The 18,357-nt window shown below is 70.4% G+C and carries 15 protein-coding genes and 1 pseudogene; 5 read left to right on the top strand and 11 right to left on the bottom strand.

Annotation, left to right across the window (positions count from 1 at the left end; translation table 11 throughout):
- Positions 1-65: 65 nt before the first annotated feature.
- The gene (locus ACN28I_RS21085; RefSeq protein WP_420943760.1) at positions 66-1,118 is read left to right on the top strand and encodes an NAD(P)-dependent alcohol dehydrogenase; all 1,053 of its coding nucleotides are present in this window, start codon (positions 66-68) and stop codon (positions 1,116-1,118) included.
- A 41-nt stretch (positions 1,119-1,159) separates the two neighbouring features.
- On the opposite strand, the gene ACN28I_RS21080 is transcribed toward ACN28I_RS21085, so the two are convergent.
- Positions 1,160-2,374, bottom strand: a complete 1,215-nt coding sequence (locus tag ACN28I_RS21080) for an ATP-binding protein (protein WP_420943759.1) — start codon at positions 2,372-2,374, stop codon at positions 1,160-1,162.
- 48 nt (positions 2,375-2,422) lie between these two features.
- A complete protein-coding gene (locus tag ACN28I_RS21075) occupies positions 2,423-2,881 on the bottom strand; it encodes an STAS/SEC14 domain-containing protein (protein WP_420943758.1) in 459 nt (152 codons plus the stop codon).
- A gap of 157 nt (positions 2,882-3,038) precedes the next feature.
- Here ACN28I_RS21075 and ACN28I_RS21070 point away from each other — a divergent pair, with 157 nt between their 5' ends.
- Together ACN28I_RS21070 and ACN28I_RS21065 are read left to right on the top strand one after the other, a co-directional pair.
- On the top strand, positions 3,039-4,184 hold the full coding sequence (locus ACN28I_RS21070) for a hypothetical protein (protein WP_420943757.1): 1,146 nt from the start codon (positions 3,039-3,041) through the stop codon (positions 4,182-4,184).
- Positions 4,185-4,197: 13 nt separating this feature from the next.
- Positions 4,198-6,368: pseudogene (locus ACN28I_RS21065) on the top strand (bifunctional alpha,alpha-trehalose-phosphate synthase (UDP-forming)/trehalose-phosphatase).
- 6 nt (positions 6,369-6,374) lie between these two features.
- On the opposite strand, the gene ACN28I_RS21060 reads toward ACN28I_RS21065, so the two are convergent.
- The 7 genes from ACN28I_RS21060 to ACN28I_RS21030 all read right to left on the bottom strand — a co-directional run bounded on the left by ACN28I_RS21060 (position 6,375) and on the right by ACN28I_RS21030 (position 16,287).
- Positions 6,375-7,037: a hypothetical protein gene (locus ACN28I_RS21060; RefSeq protein WP_420943756.1), complete on the bottom strand. Its 663-nt coding sequence runs from the start codon at positions 7,035-7,037 to the stop codon at positions 6,375-6,377.
- Positions 7,031-8,770, bottom strand: coding sequence for a sensor histidine kinase (locus ACN28I_RS21055; protein ID WP_420943755.1), 1,740 nt, complete (start codon positions 8,768-8,770; stop codon positions 7,031-7,033). Before ACN28I_RS21055 ends, ACN28I_RS21060 begins: the two co-directional genes overlap by 7 nt.
- 157 nt (positions 8,771-8,927) lie before the next feature.
- A complete protein-coding gene (locus tag ACN28I_RS21050; RefSeq protein ID WP_420943754.1) occupies positions 8,928-12,614 on the bottom strand; it encodes a DUF3857 domain-containing protein in 3,687 nt (1,228 codons plus the stop codon).
- A gap of 245 nt (positions 12,615-12,859) precedes the next feature.
- Positions 12,860-13,984, bottom strand: a complete 1,125-nt coding sequence (locus ACN28I_RS21045) for a pectin acetylesterase-family hydrolase (RefSeq protein WP_420943753.1) — start codon at positions 13,982-13,984, stop codon at positions 12,860-12,862.
- 76 nt (positions 13,985-14,060) lie between these two features.
- The gene (locus tag ACN28I_RS21040; RefSeq protein ID WP_420943752.1) at positions 14,061-14,903 is read right to left on the bottom strand and encodes an alpha/beta hydrolase; all 843 of its coding nucleotides are present in this window, start codon (positions 14,901-14,903) and stop codon (positions 14,061-14,063) included.
- Positions 14,904-14,914: 11 nt separating this feature from the next.
- Positions 14,915-15,685: a hypothetical protein gene (locus tag ACN28I_RS21035; protein ID WP_420943751.1), complete on the bottom strand. Its 771-nt coding sequence runs from the start codon at positions 15,683-15,685 to the stop codon at positions 14,915-14,917.
- Between the two features lie 179 nt (positions 15,686-15,864).
- Positions 15,865-16,287, bottom strand: coding sequence for a hypothetical protein (locus ACN28I_RS21030; protein WP_420943750.1), 423 nt, complete (start codon positions 16,285-16,287; stop codon positions 15,865-15,867).
- Positions 16,288-16,804: 517 nt separating this feature from the next.
- Between ACN28I_RS21030 and ACN28I_RS21025 the strand changes: the two genes are divergently transcribed.
- Together ACN28I_RS21025 and ACN28I_RS21020 are read left to right on the top strand one after the other, a co-directional pair.
- Positions 16,805-17,164 (top strand): hypothetical protein, encoded by a 360-nt coding sequence (locus tag ACN28I_RS21025; protein WP_420943749.1) that lies wholly within the window; start codon positions 16,805-16,807, stop codon positions 17,162-17,164.
- A 65-nt stretch (positions 17,165-17,229) separates the two neighbouring features.
- Positions 17,230-17,694, top strand: coding sequence for a helix-turn-helix transcriptional regulator (locus ACN28I_RS21020; RefSeq protein WP_420943748.1), 465 nt, complete (start codon positions 17,230-17,232; stop codon positions 17,692-17,694).
- 13 nt (positions 17,695-17,707) lie between these two features.
- Here ACN28I_RS21020 and ACN28I_RS21015 read toward each other — a convergent pair whose 3' ends face one another.
- The gene (locus tag ACN28I_RS21015; protein ID WP_420943747.1) at positions 17,708-18,058 is read right to left on the bottom strand and encodes a ComF family protein; all 351 of its coding nucleotides are present in this window, start codon (positions 18,056-18,058) and stop codon (positions 17,708-17,710) included.
- Positions 17,982-18,347 carry a hypothetical protein gene (locus ACN28I_RS21010; RefSeq protein ID WP_420948686.1) on the bottom strand — a complete coding sequence of 122 codons (366 nt, stop codon included), beginning with the start codon at positions 18,345-18,347 and terminating at the stop codon, positions 17,982-17,984. The genes ACN28I_RS21015 and ACN28I_RS21010 overlap by 77 nt, the downstream gene beginning before the upstream one ends.
- Positions 18,348-18,357 lie beyond the last annotated feature (10 nt).

The raw sequence follows: 18,357 nt of genomic DNA, 5'->3' as shown, positions 1-18,357 counted from the left end.
TTCCCGGAGTACATACCTGGAGGGCGCGTGGCCCCCAGGCCACGAAAACTCCCAAGGAAAATCCCATGCCGAAGACTCCCGCCTATGCCGCCCCCGCCGCTGGAAAGCCGCTGGCGCCCTTCTCGTTCGAGCAGCGCGAGGTCGGCCCCCATGACGTGCTCATCGACATCCTCTACTGCGGGGTCTGCCACTCCGACATCCACCAGGCCCGTGACGAGTGGGGCGGCGCCATCTTCCCCATGGTGCCGGGCCACGAGATCATTGGCCGCGTCAAGCAGGTGGGCCAGCACGTCACGAAGCTGAAGGTGGGCGACATGGCGGGCGTCGGCTGCATGGTGGACTCGTGCCGCGACTGTCAGACGTGCCGCCGCGACCTGGAGCAGTTCTGCGAGAAGGGGATGGCCGGCACCTACAACAGCACGTACATGGACCGGAAGACGCCGACCTACGGCGGCTACGCGTCGCGCGTCGTCGTCACCGAGCACTTCGCGCTGAAGGTGCCCGAAGGGCTCGACCCCGCCGCCGCCGCGCCGCTGCTGTGCGCCGGCATCACCACGTACTCGCCGCTGCGCCAGTGGAACTGCAAGAAGGGCGACCGCGTGGGCGTGGTGGGCCTGGGCGGGCTGGGCCACATGGCCGTGAAGCTCGCCGCGTCCATGGGTGCGGAGGTGACGGTGCTCAGCACGTCCCGCTCCAAGGAGGCCGACGCGCGCCGCCTGGGTGCCCAGGGCTTCGAGGTCACCAAGGACGCGGACACCTTCAAGAAGCTGTCGGGCCGCTTCGACCTCATCCTCGACACCATCTCCGCCCCGCATGACTACAACCAGTACCTGGGCATGCTGCGCCCCCAGGGCACCATGGTGGTCGTCGGCGTGCCGCCGGAGGCGGTGCCCGTGCACGCGTTCTCGCTCATCGGCGGGAACAAGCGCCTGGCCGGGTCGATGATCGGCGGCATCGCCGAGACGCAGGAGATGCTCGACTACTGCGCGAAGCACAAAATCGTGTCGGACATCGAGATCATCCCCATCCAGAAGATCAACGAGGCCTACGAGCGCATGATGAAGGGCGACGTGCGCTACCGCTTCGTCATCGACCTCGCGAGCCTCGAGCGCGCGTAGCGCGAGCGCGTCCACAGGGCAAGTCCTCCACCGGGAAGGCCTCAAGGGGACGGCCGTGCTTCCCCCGCGGATGGAGGACCGAGGGGCAGCTCCACGAGCGCGAGCGTGCCGCCCCCGGGGGCGGGCTCCAGGCGCAGGGTGCCGCCGTGCTCGTGCGCTATCTTCTGGGCGATGGGGAGCCCCAGGCCGCTGCCCTCGGGCTTGGTGCTGAAGAGGCCCCGGGTGAGGGCGGGGCCCTCGAGCACGCCGGGAATCCCGCTGCCGCCATCGCGGATGGAGACGCGCACCAAAGAGGGCAGCGCCTCGATGGAGATGCGCACGGGGGCGGCGCCGGACGCGGAGGCCTCGGTGGCGTTCTTGAGGAGATTGCCGAAGAGGCGGCGCAGGCCATCCGGGTCCGCGGAGAGCGAGGGCTCGGGGCCGGGTTGCAGCTCCACGGGCACGGGCGAGGTGTCCTGGTAGAGGGCGCACACGTCGGCGAGCAGCGGGCGCAGGGCCACGGGTTGGAATCTCGGTGCGGGCAGGCGGGCGAAGTCGGAGAAGCTCCGCGTCATCCGCATGAGCCGTTCCACCTCCTCCTGCAGCAGCGACACGGACTCGGTGAGGCGGGTGGCGTCCGGGGGCGCGTCCCCGCGCGACAGCCGCGCCAGCGCGAGCTTCATCCCGGTGAGGGGATTGCGCAGCTCGTGGGCGAGCGCGCGGGCCACATCTTGCCAGGCCGCTATCTGCTCGGCGGCCTTGAGGCGCTCGCGCTGGGCGGAGAGCTCACGGCCCATGCGGTTGAATTGGACGAGGAGGAATTGAAGCTCGTCGCGGGGCGCGTCGGGGGCGGGGAGCTGGACGGAGAGGTCGCCCCGCGCATAGGCCCACATGCCGCGGGTGAGGGTGGAGACGGGGCGGGTGAGGGCGCGGCCGAGCAGCACGGCGGCGGCGGTGAGCACGGCGGCCGAGACGAGCAGCAGGGCGGCGATGAGCCAGGGCGTGCGGCGCGCGAGCGCACGGCGGGCGAGCTCCGCCTGGGCGAGGTTGAGGCGGGCCTCGTCGAGCGCGGCCTGGGAGTGCCCTTCACGGGCGAGCCCCGCGGACACCTCCTCGAGCACCTGCTCCACGGGCGCCAGGGAGACGGAGAGCAGCTCCTCCAGGGCCTGCCGAGCGATGAAGCCGAGCAGCACGAGCGGGACCAGCCCCGTGACGAGCATCACGGCGAGGAGCCGGCGGCGGAAGCTGGCGGGAGGCGGCGGCAGGTCGGAAGGCATCGGCGGGGCGATGTTGGCGCCGCGCGGCGTCTGCTTCCAGCTTTGGGTTCAGGCGTAGAGGCGGGGAGGGATGCCGTACTGGGTGCGGAGCCGCTCGGCGGCGAGGCGCAGTCCCTGCTCCTCGATGCGCGCGCTCGCCCAGCCCACCGCCTCCACCTCCTGGACGGTGATGATGTAGGGCACGGGCAGCGGCCTGAAGTGCATCACCGTGCTCACGGCCAGCCGGATGATGGGGGAGGTGATGACGAACGCCATCCCGAGGACCACCTCTCGGATGCGGCCCTCGTGCTGCTGCAACCAGAGGATCTGCCGTTGCCGCTGCTCGGGGGTGGGCAGGCCTCCCCGGGTCAGGTCGGTGACGCTGATGTAGCGATCGCCCCGCCGGAGGCTGGCGGTCGTCGTCTCCAGGTAGTGCTCGTACTGCCGGGGCGTGGGCGTTCCCACGAACCGGACGATGCGGAGTGGCCAGCGCGAATCATCGAAGGTGACGGAGGAGTCGGGGAGCAATGGCACTCCGGAAGGGCTGGGGCTTCTGGCCTCGCCGGGAGCTTCCCTGTATGCCCTGGGAGCAGGGGGAAAAAAAGGAGCAGAACGCCTCCCTGTTCAGCAGCGGTCCAATCGACGGCCCTCCATCTGACGTTCGGGGCTGGTAGCCTCCGGGGTGATGTCTCGTCTTCTCGCTCCCTCCCAGGCCTGGCTCTTCGGACGAGGCGTGGATCTCTCCGTCTTCGCGGGCAGCGCGCTCGTGTCGGTGGGGCTCGTGCTCGCCGCGCCCGCGCTGGGTGCCGTGGGGGATACGCCGCTGTGGGCCTGGGCGCTGCTCGTCGTCTGTGTCGACGTGGCCCACGTCTGGTCCACCCTCTTCCGCACCTACCTCGACGGGGACGAGGTGCGGCGCCGGCCCGGGCTCTACGTCGGCGCCCCGCTCGCCGCGTACCTGCTGGGGGTGCTCGCGTATCTCCTCTCGCCGGGTACCTTCTGGCGCCTCTTCGCGTACACCGCGCTCTTCCACTTCATCCGCCAGCAGTACGGGTGGGTGGCCCTCTATGGCCGCAAGGCCCGCGTCTCCGGCACCGAGCGTGCCCTGGACGCCGCCGCCATCTACGCCGCCACGCTCGGCCCCGTGCTCTGGTGGCATGCCCACCTTCCCCGGGCCTTCTGGTGGTTCGTGGAGAACGACTTCCTCTCCGGCCTGCCCACGTGGGTGGGGACGGGGGCGCTCGTCCTCCAGGCGCTGGTGCTCGCCGCGTGGGCGGGCTTCCAGGTGTCGCGCGTCGTGCGCGGCGAGGGCCTCCAGGTGGGCAAGGTGCTGCTCGTGCTCGCCACCGGGGTGACGTGGTTCGGCGGCATCGTGCTCGCCCAGGACGACTTCGCCTTCACGGTGATGAACGTCGTCCTGCACGGTGTGCCCTACTTCGCGTTGCTCTTCCGTTATATGCGTGGGCGGCTCGCCGAGGGGGGTCCTGGCTGGCTGGGGCCCGTGATGCGCGCGGGCCTGCCCGGCTTCCTGGGGCTGCTGTGCGTGCTCGCCTTCGGGGAGGAGCTCCTCTGGGACAAGCTGGTGTGGCACGAGCGGTCCCGCCTCTTCGGCGAGGGCGGCCCGGAGCTGCCCGCGGACGTGCTGGCGCTCGTGGTGCCGCTGCTCGCGCTGCCGCAGGCCACGCACTACGTGCTGGACGCGTTCATCTGGAAGGCGGGCCGGGACGCCCGGCTCCTCGCGCGGCTCGGGTGGGCACGCGGCGGGAGTGAAGGTTCTAAAGGTGGCACGGCCCCCATTTCCGGGTTGGCCATTCCCGGCACGGCTGAGTAAGGGTCGGGGACGTATGTCCCGACTCCTGCTCGTTTCCAATCGCCTCCCCGTCACCGTCAAGTCGGACAAGGACGGGGTCTCCGTGGTCCGCAGCGCCGGAGGGCTCGCCACGGGCCTGCGCGGCCCGCATGAGCGCTCGGGGGGCGTTTGGATTGGTTGGCCCGGGGATGTGTCGCGCCTCACGCCGCCGCAGCGCGCCTCGGTGGAGTCCCAGCTCGCCGAGCTGCGCTGCGTCCCCATCCAGCTGAGCGCCAGCGAGGTCAGCCGCTACTACGAGGGCTACTCCAACCAGGTCCTCTGGCCGCTGTGCCACTACTTCATCGACCGCATCCCCCGGCAGGACCGGGACTGGGACGTCTACCGCAAGGTGAACGAGCGCTTCGCCGACCTGGTGGCGCGCCAGTACCAGCCCGGGGACACCATCTGGGTGCACGACTACCAGCTCATGCTGGTCCCGGCGCTCCTGCGCGCGCGGCTTCCCCAGGCGCGCATCGGCTACTTCCACCACATCCCCTTCCCGTCGAGTGAGATCTTCCGCAGCCTGCCGCACCGCAACGAGCTGGTGCGCGGCCTGCTGGGGGCGGACCTCATCGGCTTCCACACGCTCACGTACGTGCGCCACTTCGCCAGCACCCTCATGCGTCTGCTGGGCCTGGAGACGGTGGTGGACCGCGTCGACCACGAGGGGCGCGAGGTGCGGCTGGGGGCCTTCCCCATGGGCATCGACGCGCAGGCCTTCGAGAACCTGGCCAATGAGCCGGCGGTGCTCGAGGAGGTGCGCGTGCACCGGGAGAAGAGCTGGGGCAGCGGCTGGTGCTGGGCGTGGACCGGCTGGACTACACCAAGGGGATTCCCCGGCGGTTGCTCGCGGTGCAGCGGTTGCTGGAGCGCGAGCCCTCCTGGCGGGGCCGGCTGCGCTTCGTCCAGGTGGCCGTCCCCAGCCGTACCGGCGTGGAGGACTACGCCACCTACCGCGAGCGGGTGAACGAGCTCGTGGGGCGCATCAACGGCCTCTATGGCAGCGTCCACAACGTCCCCGTCCATTACCTCTACCGCTCCTTCAACGAGAAGCAGCTCGCGGCCCTCTACCGCGCCGCGGACGTGATGCTCGTCACCCCCATCCGCGATGGGATGAACCTGGTGGCCAAGGAGTTCTGCGCGGCCCGCCCGGACGGGGATGGGGTGCTGGTGCTCAGCGAGTTCGCCGGCGCCGCGGACGAGCTGGGGGACGCCCTCCTGGTGAACCCCTACGACGTGGATGGGCTGTCGGCCGCGCTGGAGACCGCGCTGGAGATGCCGGAGGAGGAGCGGCGCGCGCGCATGCGCCCCCTGCGGGCACGGGTGAAGGAGTACGACGTGCATTGGTGGGTGGACTCCTTCCTGAACGCACTCCATTCCACGCCCACGCCTCCGCCGCGCGTGGAGCCGGCGGGCGCGGAGGTGGCGCTCGAGCGCATGCGCGGGGCCGAGCGCCTGCTGCTCCTCCTCGACTACGACGGCACGCTCGTGCCCTTCGCGCCGAGGCCGGAGCAGGCCGCCCCGGACGTGGCGCTCTTGGATCTGCTGCAGCGGCTCACCGCCCGGCCCGGCACCCAGGTGCACATCGTCAGCGGGCGGCCCCAGGACACGCTGGAGGCGTGGGTCGGCGCGCTCCCCGTGGGCCTGCACGCCGAGCACGGCCTCTACTCCCGCATGGCGCCCGGCCAGCCCTGGACGGCCCTGGCGGGCGTGCCCACGGACTGGAAGGCCCTGGTGCGGCCGGTGCTCGAGGCCTTCGCCGCGCGCGTGCCCGGGGCCCTCGTGGAGGAGAAGACGGCGTCGCTCGCGTGGCACTACCGGCAGGTGGACCGGGTGTTCGGCGCGAGCCAGGCGCGCGAGCTGCGGCTGCACCTCGGGGAGGTGTTCGCCCACGGTCCGCTGGAGGTGCTGCCCGGCGACATGGTGGTGGAGGTGCGCGCGCGCGGGGTGAACAAGGGCCGCGTGGTGGGCACCGTCACCGAGGGCATGGCACCCGGCACGCTGGTGGTGGCCATCGGCGACGACCGCACGGACGAGGATCTCTTCGCCGCGCTGCCCCAGGGCAGCATCGCCATCCACGCGGGTGGCAAGAAGACGCGCGCCGGCTATCGGGTGAACGGCCCCTCCGAGGTGCGCCAGCTCCTCTCCGCGCTGCTGCCGGGCTGAGGCGGCTCAGGGCTGGATGTTCTCGTGCTCCAGCAGCGCCAGGAGCCCGTCCTCCATGGCCTCGCGCGCCACGGCCGTCTGCCGGTGGAGCAGCGCGTGCATCCGCTGATCCTTCTCGTCCCGGCTCTCACAGTCCTTCGAGTACTCCTCGAAGGCGCGCAGGCCGCTGATGAGCTGGGCGAGGTGGTTGGGGCACTCGCACTTCACCGTGGCCACCCGCTCCAACAGCCGGCCGAGCTGCTCAGGGGTGAAGCGCGGGGGCCTCGGCTCGCGCGACGGGCCCTCGGGCGCGCCCTGGCTCCGGGCCTGCCGCGCCTCGTCGAGCGCCCGGTGGACGTGGGTGCGCAGCAGCCCGAGGGGAAGCGGCCCCTGGATGAAGCGGATGCGCTGGGAGGTGAGCGCCTGGAGCATGCCGTGGTGCGTCAGGCGGTAGCTGACGAGGGCATGCGCGGCCCCGGTGGCCGAGAGCAACCCGGGCACCAGCCGCTCCGGCACCTTGCCCAGGTCCACGAAGTCCAGTGCGAGCACCTGGGGCTGGAGCGCCGGCACCTCGGCGCGGAACGCCTCCAGCGAGGTCCCCGCCCATACCACTTCCAGGTCCCGCAGCGCCCGCGGGTTGGCCTGGAGTTGGCTGGGATAGGTGTCTCCCAACAGCGCCAGCTTCACCATGTGTTGCCCCCTGGGCCCGGAGCGGGCCGGCGCATGGATGCGCGAGCGGAGGCGGCGTTTCTCCCGCTGTCCTTCAGGCGGCCTGGCTCGAGGCGCCGCTCTCCCCGGCGATGGGCAGGGTGATGCGGAAGGTGGTGCCCTGGCCCGGCTGGCTCTCCACGCGGAGCTTCTCCCCCGAGCGAGGTGATGATTTCCTGACACACCGGCAGGCCCAGTCCCGTGCCCACGCCCACGGGCTTGGTGGTGAAGAAGGGCTCGAAGATGCGCGAGAGGTTCTCCGGGGGGATGCCGCACCCGGTGTCGCTCACCGCCAGCGTGACGTGGCCGGGCGCGCTTCGCCTCGCCACCACGCGGATCTCGTTCCGCTCCACCTGGCCCGGCTCGATGGCATGCGCCGCGTTGATGAGCAGGTTGAGGAGCACCTGGCTCAAGCGCGCCGCGTTGCCGCGCACCGGGGGGACATCCGCGCAGTCCTCGATGAGGCGCGCACGCGGGCGGATCTCATGCCCGGCCATCTTGGCGGCCCCGCGCACCACCTGTCCCAGCTCCACCGGGCCCAGCGTGGCGTCGTCCGGCCGGACGAACTGCTTGAGGTCCTGCACGATGAAGCGGACCCGCTCGGCGCCCTCGCACGCCTCGGTGACGGCCGCGAGCATCTCCCGCCACTCCTCCGCGGAGGCCGTGCCCTCCGTCCGGTGCAGCTCCTCCTGGAGGTAGCGCAGGTTGCCGAGGATGTAGGCCAGCGGGTTGTTGATTTCATGGCCCACGCCCGCCGCGAGCCGGCCCACGGTGGCGAGCCGGTCCGCGAGGAGCAACTGGTTCTGGGCCTCATGGAGCTGCTGGAGGCTCTGCTCCAGCCGGGCGTTGGCCGCGGCCAGCTCCGCCGTCCGGGATCGCACCGTCTCCTCCAGCAGGGAGTTGTAGCGCTGCTTCTCGCGCATCAGCTCACGCAGCTCGGCGGCCATCCGGTTGAAGGCACGCGCCAGGGTGGCGAGCTCGTCGCCGCCCTTCACGGTCAGCTCGTGCTCGAAGTCCCCGTGTCCGATGCGCTCCGCCCCCGCGCGCAGCTCCCGCAGGGAGCGCTGCAGGGGCTCGAGGATGGCCAGGGCGATTCCCACCACGAACAGCAGCGCCAGCGCGGGGAGGAGCTTCGAGAGCCTGTTGCCGAGCCGTGAGCGCTCGTCCCAGCCCCGCCGGAGCTCCGCCATCCTGGCGCGCTCCGCCGAGATGATCTCCTCCAGGGGGTTGCCCACCGTCTCCTCGAAGTCCTGGAACAGCTCCCACCAGGCGTCGGGAGGCAGCGGCTGGCCATCCTCCATCGTGCGCGCGAGCCCCCGGGCGCGCAGGGCCCAGCGGTGCTGCGCCGCATGGAGCCCGGCGATGCGCTCGTGGGTCCGCTCCTCCCACTCCCGCCTGTCCGGGGCCGTCGAGAGCTGGCCCTCCTGGCGCGCGAGGTGCTCCAGCCGCGTGAAGTCCTCGTCCATGCGCACGTCCTGCTCGTTCAGGAGGTGCGAGATGTCCGCTTCATCCCGCTGCGCGTGCCGCAGGGCATCGACGAAGGGCCAGGTGCTGTTGTGCATCCGGCCGTAGAGATCGATCTGATCCTGGATGAGGCTCAGGTGCTGGCGGGAGTGCACGCCGCGCTGGGTGCCCTTGAAGAGCTCCACCCCCATCGCGAAGACGAAGCCGATGGCCACCACCGCGAACAGCCAGACCTTCGAGCGCATCGTCATCCCGGCTTCTCCCCGTTGCCTCCAGGGGTCCTGCTCCCGGGAGGCCAGGACTTCCGGCGGGCGGTGTCCCCCCTCCGCCGGAGTCCCTCTTGCAGCACTGGATTAACGAGGATATTCCGTAATTCCCCGGAAAAGGATCCGGGGCCCCCTGATTCTTCTACCGCCCGGCGGTGGGCGAGGCGGGCCCGCGCAGGGTGACCTTGCGCGCGAAGGCCTGGTCCACGCGGCCGAGGAAGGAGCGGAAGGCGGCGTAGTCGTCCGCCTTCACCCGGGCGGCGGTGAGGGCCACCTCGCCGTCGCAGATGAGCTGGTTGCCCTCCTGGCGGAAGCCGAGGCGCACCCGGCCGAAGGGCGTCTCCTCCTGATGGGCGGGAGGCAGCTCGGCCACGCTGTAACCCTGGGGCAGGGTGTAGCGGAAGGTGAAGCGGTTGACCCAGGGGCCGTTCATCACCAGGTCGAAGCGGCGCTCGGCGAGCGAGGCGTAGGACTGGGTGTAGGAGCGGCCGGTGCCGAAGGGGAGGAAGCGGAGCTGGCCGGGCATGGCCTCGGCGAAGCGGGGGATGGACATGCGGAAGTCCACCTGCACGTCGTCATCCAGGCGCGTGGTGTCGTTGAGCTTCACCTCCTGCACGGTGAGGCCGGGGAAGCTCTGGGCCCAGGCGCGCTCGAAGGTGGACTTGCGCGAGGACACGGCGCGGTAGGCGCGGCGGTACTCGGGCGCCATCTGCCCGCCCACGCTGGTGGCCCCGGACACGTCGGCGCCGCCGTCCGGCCGCAGCCCCAGGTTCATGGTGAGGCGGGTGGCGTTGTCCTTGGCCCGCGCCTCGGGCGTGGTGGAGAAGGTCGCCTTGCCGTCCGGCTCCACCACCAGCACGTTGGCCACGCGGTCTCCGCTGGGCAGCTCGCGCGCGCCGTGGAACTCGGCGGTGCCGTCCAGGTACAGGTCGAAGCGCGGCACGTAGACGATGGCGTGGTTGAAGGCCGCGAGGCTCGCCGGCTCCTCGCCGATGGAGCCCAGGTTGCGCATGCGCAGCAGCACCAGGCGGCTCTCCACACCGGCCACCTTCAGCATGGAGTGGATGAGGCTCGCCTTGTCCTTGCAGTCGCCGAAGCGGCGCGCCAGCACGCGGTCCACCCGGTAGGGCTTGTAGCCGTGGATGCCGAACTCGAGCGCCACGTAGCGCGTGTTCGTCACCACGAAGCTGTAGATGGCGCGCACCACGGCCTGCTCGTCCTTGCGGTCCACGCCCTGCAGCACGGTGTCCACCGTGCGGCGCAGCTCCTCGTTGGGGGTGAGCTGATCACGCACGAGGCCCCACCAGTAGCGGCCCACCTCGTCCCAGGTGCGGTAGGTGGACACGTGGAGGTTGGCGGCCACCTCGGCCCAACCGGGCATGCCGGGCTCCGGCACCACCTTGGACACGTGCTTCGCGCTCCAGCGGTAGAGGACACTGCCGCCCTCCACGTCCTCGCGCGCGTGCGTCACGCCGGGCAGCTTCTTCTCGTTCCAGTAGAGGGGCCGCTCCTTGGGCATCTCCACGAGGAACTGGTAGGCCACCTTCGGGTAGACGCCCTGCACGCTCTCCACGTCGCCCCAGTAGTCGGACAGGAGGTTGTCCTGGGCGGTGTCGTCCACGCGGTACTGCAGCTCCAGCACGTCCCCCACGGCGAGCGCGGGGAAGGAGAGCATCTTGGCGCGGGCGTCGTAGTACATGCCCGTCCAGGGCTCGTTGATGTTGCGGTCGCTCTCGCCGTAGCTGTCCACCACGGAGCCATCCGGCTTGGTGATGCGGGCGCGGAGGATCTGCACCTCCTGCCGGTCCGGCGAGTAGGTGACGGGGTGGGAGCGGAAGGCATCCACGCCGCGGGCGTTGAGCACCTTCACGGCGAACTGGTGCAGCCGGCTGGAGAGGCCGCTCTTCTGCACGCGCACGTAGGTGGTGTCCACCAGGTACACGGCGTCCTCGTTGGTATAGCCGTCGGCCTGCTTCTCCACCGTCTTGAAGTCGGTGAGGTAGCGGGTGCCGGTGCTGGCGGACTCCCCCTTGAGGGTGCGCACGGCCTCCTTGAGGGCGGGGTTCTGCGGGCGCAGCGCCAGCGAGCGCTCGAAGGAGGAGAGGGCCTCCTCGCGGCGGCCGGCGGACAGCAGCGCGCGGCCCTCGCGCTCGTACACCTCGGGCTCGTCGGGGGAGAGGGCCCGGGCCTCGGCGAACCAGGTGGTGGCCGCGTCGAGCTGGCCATTGGCGGCGCGCAGCTCCGCGAGCTTCAGGCGGGTGGCGTTGTCGAAGGGGTCCAGGGAGATCATCTGCGCGAACTCGCGCGCGGCGGCCTCCACCTGGCCCAGGTCCGCGAGCTGCATGGCGAGCTGGGCGCGGCTGTAGCGGTCGTCATGGCGCAGCGCCAGGGCCACGCGCAGGCGGGCAATGGAGTCCTGGGGGCGGTCCAGCATGCGGGCGGCGGCGGCGGCGGAGCGCACCACGCGGGGGATGCGCGGCATGCGCTGGAGCGTCTCCTCCACCATCATGTGCGCGCGGGCGGACTCGCCGAGCGTCTCGTGGGCGCGGGCCAGGGTGAGGCGGGCGGCGGCCGAGTCCGGGGTGAGCTCCACCACGGGCTTGAGCAGCTCGATGGCGCGCTCGGGGTGGCCGCGCTCCAGCTCGTGCTCGGCGAGCGCCACGCGGGCCCGGGTGGAGGTGGGGTTCGCGCGCAGGGCGGCCTCGAGGAAGCGGCGGCGCAGGTTGAGGTCGTCGCGGTGCGTCTCGGCGGCCAGGAGCTGCAGGCGCACGTCCTGGGGCGCCTCGCGGGCGGCGCGGTCGGCCTCCACGGTGGCGGTGTGCTCGCGCTCGTCGAAGGCGCGGAAGAAGTCGAGCACCGTGGCGTACTCGCCGCGGAGCTGCGCATCGGCGGGGTTCTTCGTCACCAGCTCCTTGAGGGCGGAGGTGACGGTGGGCAGCGCCTGGGGCGCGGCGGAGGGGCCCTTGGTGAGCGCGGGAGGCGTGGAGGGGAGGGTGGGGCGCAGACGGGCGGCCGGGTCCCGGCGCAGGTAGAAGCCGAGCGGGCCGGACTCCTGGCACACCTTGATGAGGACGCGGTTGAGCCCCTTGCGCAGGCGCACGGAGACGCGCGACTGGTCGGGGCGGGGCAGGTTGTAGTGGTCGCTGCTGGAGACCTTCTCGCCATTCACCCACAGGCGGAAGGCGCCGGAGGTGCCCATGCCGAGTGCCACGCGCGTCTCGGCCGGAGCCTCGAGCCAGGTGAGGGCATAGGCCACGGCCTCGCGGTTGGGGCGCACGGCGGAGCCGAGGTCCACGTAGCCCTGGGTGGGGCTGGCGGCGAGCCGGCGCCAGGAGACCTGACGGCCCTTGGCGCCCGCGTAGGTGGCAGAGAGGTCGAGGTTGGCGGCCTCGGGGCCGAAGTCCGTGTCGCAGCCGGACTTGCCCTCGTTGTCGAAGCCGCCGACGACGTAGTAGTCGCCGATGAAGCCAAGGGAGGAGTCATGGATTTCGGAGGCGCGCTTGAGCCGGCCGCGCGAGCGCTCCAGGTCCATGAAGAGGTGCCAGGCGGTGGTGCGGGTCCCGGGGTCGGTGTCGCGCCGGGTGGCCACCTCGGTATACGTCTTCACGAGGGGGGTGAGGTCCTCGAGGTCCTCGCGGTAGGCGTGCAGCCGGATGAGCTGCGCCGCGCCGCGGGGGGAGGAGGCGAGCTTGAGGGCTTCCTCGGCCTGCTCTCGGGCGGCCGTGACGCTGTCGGTGGCGGCCCGGGACAGCAGCGGGCAGGCGAACACGAGCAGCGCGACGAGCCAGGGGGTGCGCGAGTGCACGGCGAGCGGTGGGGTACGGGACATCCGTGTTCCTCGTCCGTCGAAAAAGGGTGCCGGGGGTGAGAGTCGGCGCGGGTGAACAGCCGGTCTTCGGAGAGCCTTCCCCTGCATGCGACTTCATGGGCGGACAAGCAACTGAAATGTAGGCCGTGGAGCGAGCAGGGAGCCGCAGCGGTAGGCAGGCAACGGATTCCCTCTCCCTCCGCGCGAGGACCAGGGGGCGGGCCGCCATGCAGTCGGCTGCCCCCTGGTCCTCACGGCCGGGCTGGTTACGGGCCCGCCTGCTCCCAGCCCGCGTCGTCCTCGGCCAGCCTCCGCACCCACTCCCTCGCGGTGAGTCCCGAGCTGGTGGCGACATCCGGAGTGGAGAGGACCACGTGCGGGTCGCCCGGCAGGTAGTACGTCTTCACGTTCGGGGCCGCCGAGGCGCGCACCGCCTCCATCCGGGTCTGGATCTGGGCGCCATTCAGGCCGAAGTAGGCGGCGATGGTTCCGTCCTGGAGGTAGCCGAGCATGCCGTAGCGTCGCGGCGCGGCCAGCAACCGGGCCGAGCTGTCGAGCACGGCCGCGAGGCCCGTCTCGCACTGCGTGCAGCCGGGCGGAAACTCGAGGCCCCAGGTCTGGCGCATCGTCCCATAGCGGCCATCCCCCGCCGTGTCGATGATGAGCCCCGAGTCATTCAGCACGTCGACCCGGGCCCAGGGCAGGGCCTTCTGCACGCGCCACCAGTGGAGGGTCGCCCCGTAGCCGCCCGCGCTCACCCCGGAGAGCCACACCCGGCTGGCCTCGGGGAAGGTGGGCCGCAGCCGCCGCAGGTACGCATCCATGTTCCGGGCGCCGACATGCTCGAGCTTCCTCGGGCCGAACCAGTCATAGGTGTGGACGCGCGTCCCGGCGTGGAGGTCGCCCGTGCAGTAGGGGATGTAGACGAAGCTCGCGTCGCGGAACGGGTTGCCGGTGTCGGCGCGGTCGAAGAACGCCGCCAGGTTGGAAGCCTGGGCCTCCGCCAGGACCGGGCCCTCGCTCATGGTGTCGTTGATGTGCGTGGCGGTGCCGAGCGCGCAGGCCGCCGCCTCCCAGCACGCGCCGCCGCCAGCGAGGAAGATGAGCACCCGGTCCGAGCGGTCGGTCAGGTTGACGGCCATGCCCGTGGAAGAACCGTTGGCGCAGTGCGCGTCGGGAACCGGGACGAACGTCCAGGTCTCCTTGGGCGCCTCGATGGGAGGTGCCTCGTTCACCGTGTATGGGATTGACGGGAGATCGTACTCTCCGCCGGAGTCCGTCTGCCCTCCGTCGAGTCCCGCATCCGGGCCGGAGCCCGCGTCGGTGTTTCCCGTGGTGGGGTAGGGCGTTCCACAGGCGGACAGCAGCAGGAGGCTCAGGAACGCAAGCACACGGTGGCTCATAGGCTGGCCAGTATAGCGGCTCGCCATGCAGGAGGTTCCGTGGACCGGGTGAAGAGTCCGGGTCCTACGGCGCGCGGTGCGTGGCCCCGGGCGGGAACCACTTGCGCAGCACCCGCGGCGAGGCCGCGCGGTAGATGTTGTCGTGGCGCAGGTCCGGCCTGGGCTCGCACTGCCACTTCAGCCCGGCCGGTGCGCTGGTGCGGAGCGTTTCCTCCAGACGTGCCACGGCGGGGACGATGTTGTCCTCGTCAGCGGACGACAGGTACAGGGTGTTGCGCAGGTCCGGTTGGGCCTCGAGGCGCTCGCTGGCCTTGCGCACCAACTCCTCGCCGTTCCACCATAGGCTTGGGCTCAAGGCGATATAGGTGTTGAACAGCTTGGGCTGCAGGAAGAAGGTTTCGACGATGAAGAGACCGGCGAGGGATTCGCCGATGATCGCGGTCTCCTTCGTCACGCGGTACCGGCGGCGCACCTGGGGCATCAGCTCGTCGCGGATGAATCCGCGGAACGCGGCCGAGCCGCCGACGCGCGGGGCGATCTTCCGGTCTTCGTCGACCTGGGTGGGGCCGGTCATGTCACGCCGCCGCTCGGTGTTCTCGATGCCGACCACGATGAGTGGGCGCATCTCGCCGGCGCGGATCGCGGTGTCGACGGTGGTGGCGACGTGCGGGAAGTCCTCCTGGAGGCCGCCGTCGGGCATGTACAGCACCGGATAGCGCGTGGACTTCGCCGCGTCGTAGCCCGGCGGCGTGTAGACGTTGATGCGCCGGTTCTCCTTGAGCGTCTTGGACTCGAGGGTGAACGACTGGTGCGGAGGCACGGGCTCGGTGGCCTCCGCGCGGGTCGTCGAGCCGGCGGTCATCACGGCGAACAGGAACAGGCAGGCTCGCTTCATCAACTGTCGCATCACGTGACTCCTCACGGGGAAAGGGATTGAGGCGGTCGTGGGCCCCGTTTCCCTACCGGCAGATAGCACTTGCCTTGGTACTCGGCCTGCTCCTCATGACACGGCGGTCGGCGCTCGATTGCTACCCAGCAGCCGCCGTTGATCGCGACCTCGTCCCGCCCGGTGCGGCAGGGCGGCCTGGCCTGGTCGGAGAAGGGCTTGTCGGGAAGTGGGTAGGCGATACCCGCCGGACCCTGCACCGTACCGTCGATCAGGAATGGGGACGGGCGCCCGGTGTCCGACAGCTCACCCATGCCGGAAGTCGAAGGGAGTGGAGTGGGAGAGCCCGTCGGACGGGTCCCCACGCTGAACCAGAGGCCCCCGCCCAGTGCGAGCACGATGAGTCCCGCGGCCAGCAGCCCCTTCAGCGGAGGGCGCCTCATCCACTGGCCCATCGGCGTGCCGGTCAGGTGGGCACGCATCCTGGCGTTGTCCCTCACGGCCTCGAGCCCCGCGAGCAGCAGGGTGAACAGGTCGGCCAGTTCCGCCAACCTGCCCGAGGCCGGCGCCCGCTCCACTTCCAACGAGATGAAGGGGGGCGTGACCTGGAAGGAGGCGCGCACCTGCCAGTTCTTCTTGGGCCCCCAGGTGGGGCGTGGACCGGGCAGCATCACCATGGCCGGGGCGCCCGTCTGGACGTTGCGCGCCTCGTGGATGTGGCCCAGCTCCGCCGACGCGTGCTTGTGCCGTTTGCCGAGTTGGAACGGGCCCAACCTCTCGCCCTTCTTCTTCGTGGCCGTCATGCGCTGTCCTCGATCGCTTTCCCTACCACGCCCGAGTGGCGTCAGTAGAAGCCCGGTGCGCTCGACTCATACCACGGGGGAGGTCCCTTCCGAGTGGGGAACTCGCGAGGTCATGTTTCTCTGTCGAGGCGGCGACGCGAACTCGACGCACATCCTCCGCTCATGCTCATGCTGGAGCGTCAGAATCGTTCGCGGGCCTGGGCGAGGGTGAACTCTTTGTGGGAGGGGGAGACAGGACCTGTCCTCTCGACGAGCCAGGAGGGAGCGCCCTGGGGCAGGTAGAAGTCCTCCTCGAAGGGGGACAGCCCCAGATGGTGCAAGTACTCCTTGAGCATGTCGAAGGTGAAGCGATCCCTGACTCTGCGGGCCTGATACTGCTCCAGCTTCTCGAAGGGGAAGGGCTCACCGGACTGGCCAAAGACCCAGCGGCCCCCATCGTTGGCGGCATAGAGGGTGCGCAGGTAGTTGAGCCAGTCCGTCTGCCGTGGGCCATACAGCTCGAACATCACGGCACCGTAGCGGCCCCCGTCCTTGCGGAGGGTATGGGGCACCGCGACCACTCGCATGCCCCGGCAGCCCAGCGTCTCGGCCATATAGGACATGGCGCTCGCGGCATCAGTGCCCCCCGTGCGTTCTCGACGTACCCCGTCCAGGGGCTGCGCGTCGGGATGAAGAGGTGCCTCAGCGCCTCCGGACTGGTCAGGGGCAACAGGGCGGAGAGGGCTTGCTCCAGAGGACCCGAGACCGGGTGCACTCCCACGGACATGCCACGGGGTGCCACCAGCCCTCCCTGCCACGCGGCGAAGGCGCGGGCGGCCTGCTCCGCATCGGTCTCCAGAAATCCCATCTCTGAAGTCGTCGGTGCCCAGCGGTCCTCCAGGAGCAGTCCCTTCATGTTCTCGGTCATCGGGTGAGGGATGGCGTCACAGGCATCAGCGTCTAAATGGCTGAATCCATTCACGAAAACGCCTTCAGGACGTGTCCTTTGGGAAATGGGGGGGCCTCCAACTGATCGCCGGTAGGGACTCCAGTCGGGACAACAGACAAGCAACCATGCCCCGAGACAGGCGAGCGTAAGCATGCAGGGACATTCCGCAAGAGCTATATTCCTCAGAAGGAATGGAGCACACCAAGACCCAACGGATTCAGGAGTTCATCAAGAGGCTGGGTGCATTGGCGCCCGCGGCCAGCTTCGCGGAGGCCAAGCAACAACTGGATGACACCCTGAATGCAGTGGAGGACGAGATGACGTCCATCCCCTTCAACCCGGAGACTTGGGAGACCGATGGGCGGATGTACCCGGTGCAACCCGACAATGCCCGAACGGTGCCGGGGCACCCTTCCGTCAAGCGACTCCGCAGCCGGGGCCACAACACCTTCATCGGGGCCAACGGCTCCATCGAAATCCAAGCGGTCGGCAACGCCGCGGTTCTCTTCCGCAAACCCGGTGTGGACGGAAAAGGAGTGTGGGAGCAATGAATCCGATTTCGTCGCTGGCGAAGCAAGTTCAGGCGCGCTTTCCCCGGTGGCGGTTCACCGAGGATATGGCCGAGCAGCCGAGTGGATCCTCCTTCCTGGATGTCGAGTTCGAGGGTCGCACCGCTGTCGTGGAATGGCGGCCTGGGAAGGGGTTCGGCATCTCAGCGGGGCCCATCGAGGGATACGGCACAGGGCCGGATGAGGTCTATCCCACCGAGGAGAGCGTCCTGGAGCGGCTCGAGGATGTGTTGGAACGCGCTCAGCACACGGTGCCGCTCCGGGAGATCTCCCTCAAGAGGCTCCGAGAGATGAGGCGCATCACCCAGGAAGAGCTCGCCCATGCCTTGGAGATCCAACAAGCCAGCGTGTCGAAGGTCGAGGGGCGGGGCGACATGCGGTTGAGCACGCTCTACAAGTTCGTGGAGGCGCTGGGTGGAAAGCTGGAGCTCGTTGCCCGCTTCCCCGAATTCGAAGTGAAGATCAATCCCTTGAATGAGGCCCCTTCAGGAGAGCAGCCCGAAACGGCATAGCCCTACCGGCCGCTCAGGCCAGGGAGAAGGCCCGGGCGAGGGTGATGACCTCGACACGGCTGGCCCCCGCCTCCCGGAGCGCGGCGGCGGCGGCGCGGACGGTGGCCCCGGTGGTGAGCACGTCATCCACGAGGAGGAACTCCCGGCCGGCCACGGAGGGAGCCGCGGTGAAGGCCCCGGCCACGTTCTGGGCGCGCTCGGCCTCGGACAGGCCCACCTGACGCCGGGTCTCCCGGGCCCGGTTGAGCAGGCCCACGGGTGCCTCGCGGCCGGTGGCGCGGGCCAGCTCACCCGCCAGCAATTGCGTCTGGTCGTACTTGCGCTCGCGGAAGCGCTGGTCGTGGAGCGGGAGCGCGACGAGCACGGCGGGGGCCTGCTCGAGGAACTGGCGGCACTCGGAGGCGAGCAGCTCCGCGAGGGCGGGGGCGAAGCTCCGGGTGGTCCTCGTACTTGAAGCGGTGGATGGCGCGGGCGACGGGGCCCTCGTGGGCGAAGGGCGCCGCGGCCCGGGTGAACGGCGGGGGCGAGAGGTGGCAGCGCGGGCAGGTGTCGCGGGGGAAGGTGCCGGGCTCGGCGCAGGTGCGGCAGCGCGAGGGCGGGAGCCGCTCCACGGCGAGGTCACACGTCTCGCAGAAGGCCGCGCGCACGGGCATCACCTTCGCG

The sequence above is a fragment of the Archangium gephyra genome, from assembly GCF_049060025.1.
Lineage (GTDB): Bacteria > Myxococcota > Myxococcia > Myxococcales > Myxococcaceae > Archangium > Archangium gephyra_A.
The sequence above is the reverse complement of the archived record's forward strand: the minus strand, read 5'-3'. Positions and strand labels throughout refer to the sequence as shown.